Origin of the sequence: Streptomyces sp. NBC_01537 (genome assembly GCF_045040445.1) — a bacterium.
Taxonomy (GTDB): Bacteria; Actinomycetota; Actinomycetes; order Streptomycetales; family Streptomycetaceae; genus Actinacidiphila.
On sequence record NZ_CP109392.1, the window covers coordinates 2,752,021 to 2,764,829 of the forward strand.

A 12,809-nucleotide genomic window follows, 5' to 3' on the forward strand; every position below is an offset into this window, starting at 1 on the left:
CTGAGGGCGGGTGCGGAGAATGGTGGAGAACCCGCGCACCCGCTCCTAAGCCGGGACGTACTTCCGATTACGTACGGCTGTTTCCGGCCACTGGGCACTCCCCCGGTGGCCGGTGGCCCCTCAGTAGGCCCGCGCGACGATCGCCACGGTGCCCGGCACGTCGTATCCGTCCGGCACCGAACCGTCCTCGGCGACCAGGCAGCGTACGGAAACGCCCTGCTCGGCGAGCTTGGCCTCGCCCTCCGGGCCCAGGTCCGCCCACGGGATGCGGCCCCAGCCGGTGGCGGCGGCCTCGGCCGCCTCCCCGATCGTGGCGACGTCCACGGTGCGGGACTCGCGGCGCTCGCGCGACTCGCGCAGCAGCGTCGCCTGGTCCTCCTCCAGAATCTTGGGGATCAGGGCGTCCAGCGCGTCGATGGACACCGGCTCCTTGCCGCCGGGGATGCGCCGGGCGAGCATCGCGGTGCCGTTCTCGAGGTCGCGCGGGCCGACCTCGACCCGTACGGGGACGCCCTTGAGCTCCCAGTCCACGGCCCGGCGGCCGAAGGGGATGTCGGTGCGGTCGTCCACCTGGACCCGGATACCGGCGGCCTTGAGGCGCTCGCCGATCTCGCGGACCTTGGCGATCACGGTGTCGTCGCCCTTGATCGCCAGCACGACCACCTGGACGGGCGCCATGCGCGGCGGCACGCGCAGGCCGCTGTCGTCGCCGTGCGACATGATCAGGCCGCCGACCATGCGGGTCGACACGCCCCACGAGGTCTGCCAGACCAGCTCCTGCTTGCCCTCGCCCGACAGGTACGAGGTGTTGAAGGCCTTGGCGAAGTTCGTGCCCAGCTCGTGGCTGGTTCCCATCTGCAGGGCCTTGCCGTCGCCCATCATCCCTTCGAGGGTGAGGGTGTTGATCGCGCCGGCGAAGCGCTCCCGGACGGTCTTGCGGCCCAGGACCACGTCGATGCCGAGGAAGTTGACCATGAAGTCGCCGTACACCTCACGGTGGATCATGTCGGCGTAGTCGCGCGCGTCCTCGTACGTGGCGTGCGCGGTGTGGCCTTCCTGCCACAGGAATTCCGTCGTGCGCAGGAAGATCCGGGGCCGCATCTCCCAACGGACCACGTTCGCCCACTGGTTGATCAGCAGCGGCAGGTCCCGGTAGCTCTGCACCCACTTCGAGAAGTACTCGTTGATGATCGTCTCGGAGGTGGGGCGTACGACGACCGGCTCCTCCAGCTCCTTGCCGCCGCCGTGCGTGACCACCGCGAGCTCGGGGGCGAAGCCCTCGACGTGCTCGGCCTCCCTGGTCAGGTACGACTGCGGGATGAAGAGCGGGAAGTAGGCATTCTGGGCGCCCGCGGACTTGATGCGCGCGTCCATGTCCTGCTGCATCCGCTCCCAGAGCGAGTATCCGTACGGCCGGATGACCATGGTGCCGCGCACCGGACCGTTGTCGGCCAGCTCGGCCTTGTTGATCAGGTCCTGGTACCAGCGCGGGAAGTCGACCGCCTGGGGCGTGAGTACGGGAGCCTTTGCCATGGGCGAGATGGTACGGCGAGGCGGGCCGGGAACGTGAATCGGGGCGAGTGGGCGGCCGGCACAGAGAGTTCACAGTCAGTTAACAGACTGCGAGCAAGCAACCCCTCCCGACCTATGGACTCAGGGCCGGAAGGGGAGTTTTCTGGCTCTCGGGGACATGCACGGCGCAAACGGGGACAGACGGGATCGGCGACTCGGCGGAATGGGGCTGGCTCGATGACAATCACGCTCGCGCACTCCCGGACACACCTCCATACGCACTCCCGCTCCCATACGCGCTCCCGCGCGCGGGACTGGGCGGAGATCCAGGAGCGGATGCTCGTCCCGCTCTACGAGGCCGTGTACGACCGCCTCGGCGTCGGCCCCGGCACGCGCATGCTGGGTCTGGAGTGCGGCTCCGGTCTGGCCCTGCTGATGGCGGCGGCCCGGGGCGCGGCGGTGACCGGGTGCGAGCCGGACGAACAGCGGCTCGCTCTGGCCCGGGAGCGGCTGCTCCCCGAGCCGCAGTGGGGCGCCCCGCCGAGCGGCCGCGCCAGGACCCGGCTGCTTCTGGGCACCCCCGACCGCCTCCCCCGGCCCGCGCCCGCGGAGCCCTTCAACCTCGTCACCGCCCTCGACCCGGCCACCGACCCCGGCACCCTCACCCCGGTGCTGGCCGCCGCCGCCCGCCTCGCCCAGCACGGTGCCCCCGTCGTCCTCGCCGGCTGGGGCCCCTCCGAACGCTGCGCCACCGGACGCGTCCTGCGCATGGCCGCCCGCCTCACCGAACCGCGCGTGCGGCTCAGTGGCCGCGACGACCTCGAAGAGCTCGCCCACGCCGCGGGGCTGCGCCCGGACGGCTCAGGCCGCGTCTCCTGCCCCTTCGGCTACCCCGACATGGACAGCGCCGTACGCGGCCTCGTCTCCACCGGGCTCTTCGACGCGGCCGTCGCCGCCACCGGCCAGGAGCAGGTCGACAAGGAACTGGCCGAGGCGCTTCATCCGTACCGGCGGGGCGACGGCACGGTCCGCATGGACAACGTCTTCCGCTACCTGATCGCCCGCGCATAAGGCTGCCCCCGGACCCCGGACCCCGGACCCCGGGCCTCAGGCCCCGGCCCCCGGTCAGCCCTCCGGTTTGGGCGGACGCGCGATGCCCGCCGCCGCGTACGCCTCCGCCTCCTCCAGCGTCTCCGCTTCGAGCAGGGCCGAGGCCAGCGCGTCGAGCTGCTCGCGGTGCGCGTCGAGAAGCCGCTGCGCCGTGCCGTAGCACTCGTCCACGATCCGCCGCATCTCGCTGTCCACGACGTCGAGCGTGGCGGGCGCCGCCGACAGGCCGTAGGGCTGCTGGCTCTCGGCGGGGATGGCGCTGAGGGGGCCGACCTTGTCGCTCATGCCCCAGCGGCCGACCATGCCGCGGACGAGGTTGGTGACCTGTTCGAGGTCGTTCTCGGCGCCGGTGGTGATGACGCCGAAGACGACGTGCTCGGCGGCCATGCCGCCCAGCGCGCCGATGATGCGGCCGCGCAAATACTCCTCGGTGTAGGCGTAGCGGTCGGAGTCCGGTGTGGAGAGGGTGACGCCGAGCGCCCGGCCGCGGGGCACGATCGTGATCTTGCGGACGGGGTCGGCGCCGGGCTGGAGCATGCCGAGGAGGGCGTGGCCGGACTCGTGGTAGGCGGTGCGGCGGCGCTCTTCCCGGGGCATGACGAGCGGCCGTTCCGCGCCGAGCTGGACCTTCTCCAGGGCCTCGGACAGCTCGGACTGGCCAACGGCCTTCTTGCCCCGCTTGACGGCGAGGAGCGCGGCCTCGTTGGCCAGGTTGGCGAGGTCCGCGCCGGTCATGCCGGGGGTCGTACGGGCGACCCGCATCAGGTCGACGCCGTCCTCCAGCGGCACGTCCCGGGTGTGGATACGCAGGATCGCCGCGCGGCCCGGGCGGTCGGGCGGGCTGACGTGGACCGTGCGGTCGAAGCGGCCGGGGCGGGTGAGAGCGGGGTCGAGGACGTCGGGGCGGTTGGTGGCGGCGATGACCACCACGCCCTCCGACCCGGAGAAGCCGTCCATCTCGGTGAGGATCTGGTTGAGCGTCTGCTCGCGCTCGTCGTGGCCGCCGACTCCGCCGGCGGCGCCCCGCGCACGCCCGATGGTGTCGATCTCGTCGATGAAGATGATCGCGGGGGCGACCTTGCGCGCCTCGGCGAAGAGCTCGCGCACCCGCCCCGCGCCGACGCCGACGATCATCTCGATGAACTCCGACGCCGAGGCCGAGAAGAACGGCACATCCGCCTCGCCCGCCACCGCACGCGCAAGCAGCGTTTTGCCGGTGCCCGGCGGCCCGGCGAGCAGCACCCCGCGCGGCATGCGCGCGCCGAGCGCCCGGTAGGCCTCGGGCCGCTTGAGGAAGTCCACGACCTCGCTCAGCTCGGCCTCGACCTCGTCGATGCCGGCCACGTCCTCGAAGGTCGTACGCCGCCCCTCCTCGTGGACCACCGGCTTGGGTGGCGCCTTGCGGCCGAAGCCGCCGAGACCGCCCCCCATGCCGCCGCCGGCCATGGCGCGGCCCATACGCCGGCCGATGAAGATCCACAGCGCGACGAGCAGCAGCACCGGCGCCAGTGAGATCAGCAGGTTGTACAGGAAGCTGCGCTGCTGGACCACCGGCGCGGCGGTCACGGTCACCTTGTTCCTGGCGAGCGTGGCCCACAGGTCGTCATCGGCAAAGACCGGCCGCTGGGTCTTGAACTTGGTGTACTTCCCCCCGCCGTCCCCCTCGGGGGCGGTCTGCTCCTTCCTGAGCTGGCCCTCGATCGCGTCGCCCTTGGAGTAGAGCTTGGAGATGTTGTTCGCGTCGAGCTGCCGGTCGAACTCGGTGTACGAGATCCTCGGCGTATTGCCTGCGGTGACCAGCGACAGCACCAGGTCCGTGATCAGGAAGACCGCCAGCGCCGCCAGGATCATCCAGCCCCAGGCGGGGAGCCGGCGGCGTGGCGGGGTGGACGGGCTGCGTGGCGCGCCCTCCGTCCGCCACGGGTCGTCGGGCTTCTGCCGGGGCGGCACGGAATTGCTCATAAGCGAACAATACGGACAGTTTTAGAGGCCCGGCCACTCCTCGGCGGTGAGCGCGAAGCGCTCGTGGTCCCGCCACGCGCCGTTCAGGAAGAGGTAGCGCGGCGAGAACCCCTCGTGCCGGAAGCCGAGCCGCTTCGCCAGCGTGATGGACCGCTCGTTGCCCGGCTGCACATTGATCTCCAGCCGGTGCAGCCCGATGCCCTCCGGGGAGGCCCCGAAGCACCGGTCCACGACCAGCCGCATGCCCTCGCTCATCAGACCCGTGCCGGAATAGGGCAGATAGCTCTCGTAGCCCAGCGACGCGTTGCGCCAGCGCCCCCTGGCGATGTTCGCGACATTGCACTTGCCGGCGATCCCGCCGGTCGCGTCATCGATGATCAGGAACGTACGCAAGGTGGGCCCCTGCTGGCGCAGCAGCTCGTGGAAACCGTCCGGATCGACGGGATTCCACCGCCCTACGTGCTCGGCGGAACGGATGACCGCCTGCGCGTAGGGAGTGGCGTCCTCGGGCCGGGGGGCGCGGATCGTAACTCGCATTGGCCCATTGTGGTTCATGAACCACCCGGGTCACTGCGGCGGAAGCAGGTCCTTGAACTCCTTGGGCAGTTCGAAGTTCTCGCCGCCCGCCGGAAGGCCGAACGCCCCGCCCGGCTGCTGCTCCCGGCGAGCCGCCGCGGCCTGCTCCTCGGCCTTGCGCTTCATCGGGTTGCCGCTCTGCCGCTTGCCCTTGGCCTGCTTGACCTGCTTCTTCTGCCGGCCGGGGCCACCACCCATGCCCGGGATGCCGGGCATGCCGGGCATCCCGCCGCCCTGGGCCATGCGGGACATCATCTTGCGAGCCTCGAAGAAGCGCTCGACCAGGTTCTTGACCGCGCTGACGTCCACGCCCGAGCCGCGCGCGACGCGCGCCCGGCGGGAGCCGTTGATGATCGTCGGGTCCTGGCGCTCGGCCGGGGTCATCGACTTGATGATCGCGGCGGTACGGTCCACGTCCCGCTCGTCCAGATTGGCGATCTGGTCCTTGATCTGGCCCATCCCCGGCAGCATCCCGAGCAGCTTGGAGATCGAGCCCATCTTGCGGACCTGCTCCATCTGGCTGAGGAAGTCGTCGAGCGTGAACTCCTTCGGCCCCTTCTGCAGCTTCTCGGCCATCTTCTGGGCCTCGGCCTGGGAGAAGGTCTGCTCGGCCCTCTCGATCAGGCTGAGCATGTCGCCCATACCGAGGATGCGGGACGCCATCCGGTCCGGGTGGAACGCGTCGAAGTCGTCCAGCTTCTCGCCGTTGGAGGCGAACATCACCTGACGCCCGGTGACGTGCGCGATCGACAGCGCGGCGCCGCCGCGTGCGTCGCCGTCCAGCTTGGACAGCACCACGCCGTCGAAGCCGACGCCGTCGCGGAAGGCCTCGGCGGTGTTGACCGCGTCCTGGCCGATCATCGCGTCGACGACGAACAGGATCTCGTCCGGGCTGACCGCGTCCCGGATGTCCGCGGCCTGCTGCATCAGGTCCGCGTCGATACCGAGGCGGCCGGCGGTGTCGACGATCACGACATCGTGCAGCTTGGTCTTCGCGTACTCGACCGAGTCCTTGGCCACCTGGACCGGGTCACCGACGCCGTTGCCCGGCTCCGGCGCGAACACCGCGACGCCGGCGCGCTCGGCGACCACCGACAGCTGGTTCACCGCGTTCGGCCGCTGGAGGTCGGCCGCGACCAGCAGCGGCGTGTGGCCCTGGCCCTTGAGCCACAGGCCGAGCTTTCCGGCCAGCGTGGTCTTACCGGCGCCCTGGAGGCCCGCGAGCATGATGACGGTGGGCGGCTGCTTGGCGAAGCGCAGGCGGCGGGTCTCGCCGCCGAGGATGCCGACCAGCTCTTCATTGACGATCTTGATGAGCTGCTGGGCGGGGTTCAGTGCCTTCGAGACCTCGGCCCCGATCGCGCGGTCCTTGACCTTCGCGATGAACGCGCGGACCACGGGCAGCGCGACATCCGCCTCCAGCAGCGCGATACGGATCTCGCGCGCGGTGGCGTCGATGTCCGCCTCGGAGAGGCGGCCCTTGCCCCGGAGATTCTTGAACGTCGCTGCAAGGCGGTCGGAGAGGGTATCGAACACGTCGGTCGCGGATCCTCGTGTCGGGGGCGGGTGGTCGTTCTCAAGGGTATCCGGGCGTAAGGGCGTATCGAACCCGTCCGTACGTCAGAAGGGCCCTGGGCTCACCTCAGTGCCGCCTCGACCTCCCGGGCGACCTCCGCCGCGCGTACGTCGGTCAGGGGGGAGCCGTTGCCGGCCGTCACGTAGAAGGCGTCGACGGCGTTCGCGCCCAGCGTGCTGATCCGGGCCGAGCGGACGTTGACGCCGGTGATCTCGAGGGCCCGGCCGATGCGGTGCAAGAGCCCTGGTGCGTCCTGGGCGCGGATCTCGATGACGGTGGCCGAATCGGAGGACCCGGGGGCGACGGTGACACGCGGGGGCGGGGCGGTGACGCCTCGGCGGCGCGGGTACGCGGACTCGCGTTCGGCGAGGCGGGCCTCGATGTCGAGGGTGCCGGCGAAGGCGCGGTCGAGGTCGACGCGCAAGCGGGCGGCCTCCGGGATCGAGCCGTACTCGGCGGCGACGCGCCAGCGCAGGAGGGTGACGGGGCCGTCCCCTATGGGGTCGACGGAGCGCAGATCGGCCGCCCGGACGGTGAGGCGGTGGAGGGCGAAGACGCCGGCGGCCGCGGCGAGCAGGCCGGGCCGGTCGGGGACGGCGAGGACGAGCTCGACGCCGACCTCCTCGGGGCCCTCGGACTCGGCGTCGGGATCGGGCTCCGCATGCGCGTGCAGCGCCAGCACCGGACCGCCGGTGCGGGCGGCCTCGACGGCGAGGCGCTCCTCCTCGGCGGTGGGCTCGGGCGCGGCGGGCTCGGGAACCGCGCCGTTGGCGAGGACCTCGGCGACCCGCTTGGCCAGGTCGGAGACGAGGGAGGCCCGCCAGGTGCTCCAGGCGGCCGGGCCGGTGGCCAGGGCGTCGGCCTCGGTGAGGGCGTGCAGCAGCTCAAGGGTCTCGGTGTCGCGTACGGCGTCGGCGACGACCTGCACGGTGGCGGGGTCGTCCAGGTCGCGCCGGGTGGCGGTGTCGATGAGCAGCAGGTGGTGCCGTACGAGCAGGGCGAGGGTGTCCACGTCGGCGCGCCCGAAGCCGAAGCGGGCGGCGACGTCGCGGGCGATGACCTCGCCGGCGACGGAGTGGTCGCCGGGCCAGCCCTTGCCGATGTCGTGCAGCAGGGCGCCGATGAGCAGCAGGTCGGGGCGGCTGACGCGGCGGGTCAGCGCCGATGCGCGCACGGCGCATTCCACCAGGTGCCGGTCGACGGTCCAGATGTGGACGGCGTTGCGCTGGGGTCGGCAGCGCACCCGCTCCCAGTCGGGCAGCAGCCGGGTGATCAGGCCTTCGGCCTCCAGCGCCTCCCAGACCGGGATGGTGGACTCCCCCGCGCCCAGCAGGGTCAGCAGCTGCTCGCGGGCCTCGGCGGGCCACGGCACGGGCAGCGGCCGGGCTGCCTGCGCAAGACGTCTCACGGTGTGCAGGGACAGCGGCAGTCCGGTCTGCGCAGCGGCGGCCGCGGCCCGCAGCGGCAGCACCGGGTCGCGGTCGGGGCGGGCGGAGCGGGCCAGCACGGCCTCGCCCTCGTGCTCGACGACGCCCTCCGCGAGCGGTGTGCGCTCGGCGGGCGTGGCGGCGGCGGCCTCGGTGCGGCCGAGCCCGAGCAGCCCGCGCCGCTTGGGCCGCATCTGGCGGGAGCGCAGCACACGGCCGACCTCGCGCCAGGTGACGTCGGAGGCGTACGACACCGTGCGGGCGGCCTCGTAGACCTGCCGCAGCAGCGCGTCGGCGTCGAGCAGGCCGAGAGCGGCGGCGACCTGGTCCTGCTCCTGGAGGGCGAGCCGGTCGGTGGCGCGGCCGGTGACCAGGTGGAGGGCGTCACGGGCGTCCAGGAGCCGCGTACGGGCCTCCTCCAGGCCTTCGCGGGGGGCGTCGGCGAGCCAGGAGGCGGCGACCGCGCGCAGGGCGGTGGCGTCGCGCAGGCCGCCGCGGGCCTCCTTGAGGTCGGGCTCCAGGAGATAGGCGAGCTCGCCCATGCGCTCACCGCGCTCGACGCACAACTCGTGCAGCGCGGGCAGCCGCTTGGGGGCCTGGTTGCGCCAGTCGGCGAGGATCGCGGTGCGCAGGCCGGCCGTGAGGGCGGTGTCGCCGGCGATGTGCCGGGCGTCCAGGAGGCCGAGCTGGACCTTGAGGTCCTCGGCGGCGGTCTTGCGGGCCTCGGCGGGGGTGCGCACGGAGTGGTCCAGGGCCAGGCCGAGGTCCCAGACGGGGTACCAGACCTTGTCGGCCAGCGAGGCGACCGGACCGGCCTTCTCGGAGCCGTCGTGCAGGAGCAGCAGGTCCAGGTCGCTGCGCGGGGAGAGCTCGCCCCGGCCGTAGCCGCCGACGGCGACCAGCGCGTAGCCGTTGACGCCCGCTTCGGCGGCCGCGCCGTGGGTGAGGGCGGCGAGCCAGCGGTCGGTGAGTTCGGCCAGGGCCTTACGGCGCGGCGGCCCGGACTGCTCCTCCTCGTTGAGAAGGTGCAGCCGGGCCGCCGCGTAGCCTGCGGGGTCGTGTCCGTCGTTGCCGTCGTTGGCTTTCGCTTCGACGCTTTCCGTCACGCTGTCTCCAGACGCAGGCCGTACGTATACGTATCCGTCACAAACGCAAGTGTGGGGCGCTGCCGGGAAATTCCCGGCAGCGCCCCGGTGCCTCAGAGCGCGTCGGGTCCGCGCTCGCCGGTCCGGACCCGGACCGCCGTGTCGACCGGGATCGACCAGACCTTGCCGTCACCGATCTTGCCGGTGCGGGCGGCCTTGACGACGACCTCGATCAGCTGCTCGGCGTCGGAGTCCTCGACCAGCACCTCGATCCGGATCTTCGGTACGAGGTCCACGGTGTACTCCGCACCGCGGTAGACCTCGGTGTGACCGCGCTGACGGCCGTAGCCGCTGGCCTCGGTGACCGTCAGGCCCTGTACGCCGAAGGCCTGCAGGGCCTCCTTGATCTCGTCCAGCCGGTGCGGCTTCACTACCGCCGTGATGAGCTTCACGCGTCCACCTTCTTGCTCTCGCTGCTGCCGTCGAGGGAGGAGAGGACCGCACGGGCCGCGCTGCCGACGCCCGCGAAGTCGTACGCAGTCTCGGCGTGCTCGACCTGGTCGATACCGGCGACCTCGTCGTCCTCGCTCACCGTGAATCCGATCACCAGGTCGATGACCTTGGCAAGGATCGCGGAGACGATGAGGGAGTAGAACAGGACCACACCGACGCCGAGGAACTGCTTCCAGAGCTGGGTGAAGCCGCCGCCGTAGAAGACGCCCTTGGCGGTCTGGCCGACTCCGCCGGTGGCGAAGAAGCCGATGAGCAGCGAGCCGATGATGCCGCCGACCATGTGCACGCCGACCACGTCGAGCGAGTCGTCGTAGCCGAGCTTGTACTTCAGGCCGACCGCCGCGGCACAGCCGACACCGGCGATGACGCCGACCGCGATGGCGCCGAGCGGGCTGACCGAGCCACAGGCCGGGGTGATGGCGACCAGGCCGGCGACCGCGCCGGAAGCCGCGCCCAGGGTGGTGAAGGAGCCGTGCTTGAGCTTCTCGTAGGCGAGCCAGCCGATCATGGCGGCGGCCGTGGCGACCTGGGTGTTGGTGAACGCGACGGCGGCCACGCCGTCCGAGCCCAGCCAGGAACCGGCGTTGAAGCCGAACCAGCCGAACCACAGCAGACCGGCGCCGAGCATGACCAGCGGCAGGCTGTGCGGGCGGAATGGGTCGCGCTTGAAGCCGACGCGCTTGCGGATGACGAGGATCACGCCGAGCGCAGCGGCACCGGCGTTGATGTGGACCGCGGTACCACCGGCGAAGTCGATCACGCCGTGCGTGTAGAGGAAACCGTCAGCACCCCAGACCATGTGCGCGACCGGGAAGTACACGACCGTGGCCCACAGGGCGATGAACAGCGTCCAGGCGGTGAACTTGACCCGGTCCGCGAGCGCGCCGCTGATGAGCGCGGGGGTGATGATCGCGAACATCAGCTGGAAGACGGCGAAGACATAGATCGGGATGGTGTATCCGGGCCACAGCTCGGCGATCCCGATGTTGCGCATGCCGACCCAGTCGAATCCGCCGATGAAGGCGTTTCCGGTGTCGAAGGCGACAGTGAAACCGTAAAGAGTCCAGAGAACCGTGACGACCGCGATGGCGATGAAGCTCATCATCAGCATGTTCAGGGCACTCTTGACTCGGACCATGCCGCCGTAGAAGAAGGCCAGCCCGGGGGTCATCACCAGTACCAGAGCGGCACTGATCAGCATGAACGCCGTGTTACCGGTATCGAGCGTGACCTTGTCTGCGGCAAGCGTCATGAGGCCTGCTGCCATCGGCGTCTCCTCGTCATCTCATCATCCGAACGGCCCGTGCGGGATGTGGGTACGTGGGCCGGTTTTCGCCATGAGATTGCCTAAGCCGGGTTTCCGCCAGTGCAGCTCGATGTTTCGTCGGCGTGACGAACAAGTCGGGCGTGTTACGCCAAAGTGAATCGGCACCCCTGTGGTAGCGGCCGTGACTACGCCGTGACCCCTCTGTGATCCCCCGAGGGGTCCCGCGGTCTGTATACGTGCCGGGCGGTAAACCTGTGCAGCCGGGTGGCGCCGGAGAAAAGACCGGCCACGGCAGCCATCCGGTTGACCTGGCGTGGGGGAGCCGAGTCGGGCTGTTCGGGATGGCGGCCGTGGCCGGGGTTCTTGTTTCGGCGGATCTACGGACGGTTGTGCGAACGGTTCAGGGGGTGGTCAGGCGGACTCCGCGACCTCGGGGAGGTGCGACGCCAGCCGTTCGGTGAGCTGCGCCACCACCGGTACGTCCCCGAAGTCGCGCAGGGCGGTGTCGGCGGTCTTGCGGATGCGGGTGTTGACCCGCTCGGAGCGGACCCGCCGGGCGATGTCGATGGCCTTCACGGTCATGTCCGCCGCTTGCTCGGGCTCGCGCTGCAGCAGGTGGACGCTGGCCATGCCGACCAGGTTGAGGGCGTACGCCCGCTGGTGCACGGCGTCTGCCGAGAAGAGCTCGACGGCGCGCGCCATGACCGGGTGGGCCAGCGAGGCGTACGTGGGGCTCCGGCCGGCCACGTACGCCAGGTCACGGTAGGAGTGGGCGTTCTCCGCGTTGAGCTCGGCCTCGTTGAAGAAGCTGATCCAGTCCGGGTCCTCGACGGGGCGGGACTCGCTGTAGGAGTCCTCGGCCATCCGCACCGCCCGGTGGCACTTGCTGACCTGGCCCATGTTGGCGTAGGCGCGGGCCTCCATCGCGTACAGCATCGCCTGGGTGGTGGCACTGGCGGTGTCGCGGCTGCCGTACTGCGCCAGATGGATGAGTTCCAGGGCGTCGTCCGGGCGGTTCAGGTGGATCATCTGGCGGCTCATGCTGGACAGCACGAACGCGCCCAGCGGGCGGTCGTCCGCCTCCTTGGCGGCGTGCAGCGCGAGCACGAAGTACTTCTGGGCGGTCGGCTGCAGCCCGATGTCGTACGACATCCAGCCGGCCAGCGCCGCGAGGTCGGCGGTGACCCGGTACAGGCGCTTGGCGACGCGCTGCGGGTGCGGCTCCTGGAGGAGGTCGGTGACCTCGTGCAACTGGCCGACGACCGCCTTGCGGCGCAGACCGCCACCGCACTGGCTGTCCCACTGCCGGAACATCACGGTGGTGGCCTCCAGCAGCTCCAGCTCGGGCTCGGAGAGCCGCGACAGCCGGCCGCTCGCACCCGGCTCGCGGGGCAGGGCCGTGCCGACGGCGTCGGGGAAGCCCATCGGGGTCGGCACCAGCCAGCGCTGCATGGGCTCGACGAGGGCCGGCCCGGCGGAGAGCATCAGCGAGGCCCCGAGGAAGCCGCGGCGGCCGAGCATCAGGTCGCTGCGGGAGAACTCGTTGATCAGCTGGACCGTCTGCGGACCGGCCCACGGCAGGTCGACCCCGGACGACGCGGTCGGCTGGTGCACCGCGCGCAGGCCGAGGTCCTCGACCGGCACCACACACCCGAAGCGCTCCGAGAACAGCTCGGACAGGATTCTGGGGATCGGCTCGCGCGGCTGCTCACCGTCCAGCCAGCGGCGTACCCGCGAGGTGTCGGTACTCACGTGCAGCGCGCCCATCTGGCGGGCCCGGC

The 12,809-nt window shown here is 71.2% G+C and carries 9 protein-coding genes; 1 reads left to right on the forward strand and 8 read right to left on the reverse strand.

Annotation, left to right across the window (positions count from 1 at the left end):
• Positions 1-120: 120 nt before the first annotated feature.
• Positions 121-1,533 (reverse strand): proline--tRNA ligase, encoded by a 1,413-nt coding sequence (proS, locus tag OG607_RS12640; RefSeq protein ID WP_405722595.1) that lies wholly within the window; start codon positions 1,531-1,533, stop codon positions 121-123.
• A gap of 216 nt (positions 1,534-1,749) precedes the next feature.
• Here proS and OG607_RS12645 point away from each other — a divergent pair, with 216 nt between their 5' ends.
• Complete coding sequence (locus OG607_RS12645) at positions 1,750-2,583, forward strand: class I SAM-dependent methyltransferase (protein WP_405722598.1); 834 nt, start codon at positions 1,750-1,752, stop codon at positions 2,581-2,583.
• A gap of 54 nt (positions 2,584-2,637) precedes the next feature.
• On the opposite strand, the gene ftsH is transcribed toward OG607_RS12645, so the two are convergent.
• The 7 genes from ftsH to OG607_RS12680 all read right to left on the reverse strand — a co-directional run bounded on the left by ftsH (position 2,638) and on the right by OG607_RS12680 (position 12,795).
• Entirely contained in the window at positions 2,638-4,584 is a 1,947-nt protein-coding gene (ftsH, locus tag OG607_RS12650) for an ATP-dependent zinc metalloprotease FtsH (RefSeq protein ID WP_405722600.1), read from the reverse strand.
• A gap of 21 nt (positions 4,585-4,605) precedes the next feature.
• Positions 4,606-5,121, reverse strand: coding sequence for a GNAT family N-acetyltransferase (locus tag OG607_RS12655; protein ID WP_405722603.1), 516 nt, complete (start codon positions 5,119-5,121; stop codon positions 4,606-4,608).
• A 30-nt stretch (positions 5,122-5,151) separates the two neighbouring features.
• Positions 5,152-6,696 (reverse strand): signal recognition particle protein, encoded by a 1,545-nt coding sequence (gene ffh, locus OG607_RS12660; RefSeq protein ID WP_405722606.1) that lies wholly within the window; start codon positions 6,694-6,696, stop codon positions 5,152-5,154.
• Positions 6,697-6,797: 101 nt separating this feature from the next.
• Positions 6,798-9,269, reverse strand: coding sequence for a [protein-PII] uridylyltransferase (locus OG607_RS12665; protein WP_405722608.1), 2,472 nt, complete (start codon positions 9,267-9,269; stop codon positions 6,798-6,800).
• 92 nt (positions 9,270-9,361) lie between these two features.
• Positions 9,362-9,700: a P-II family nitrogen regulator gene (locus OG607_RS12670; protein WP_329311851.1), complete on the reverse strand. Its 339-nt coding sequence runs from the start codon at positions 9,698-9,700 to the stop codon at positions 9,362-9,364.
• Complete coding sequence (locus OG607_RS12675; RefSeq protein ID WP_405722611.1) at positions 9,697-11,028, reverse strand: ammonium transporter; 1,332 nt, start codon at positions 11,026-11,028, stop codon at positions 9,697-9,699. The genes OG607_RS12670 and OG607_RS12675 overlap by 4 nt, the downstream gene beginning before the upstream one ends.
• Before the next feature lie 411 nt (positions 11,029-11,439).
• Positions 11,440-12,795: a hypothetical protein gene (locus tag OG607_RS12680; protein WP_405736720.1), complete on the reverse strand. Its 1,356-nt coding sequence runs from the start codon at positions 12,793-12,795 to the stop codon at positions 11,440-11,442.
• Between the last annotated feature and the right edge of the window lie 14 nt (positions 12,796-12,809).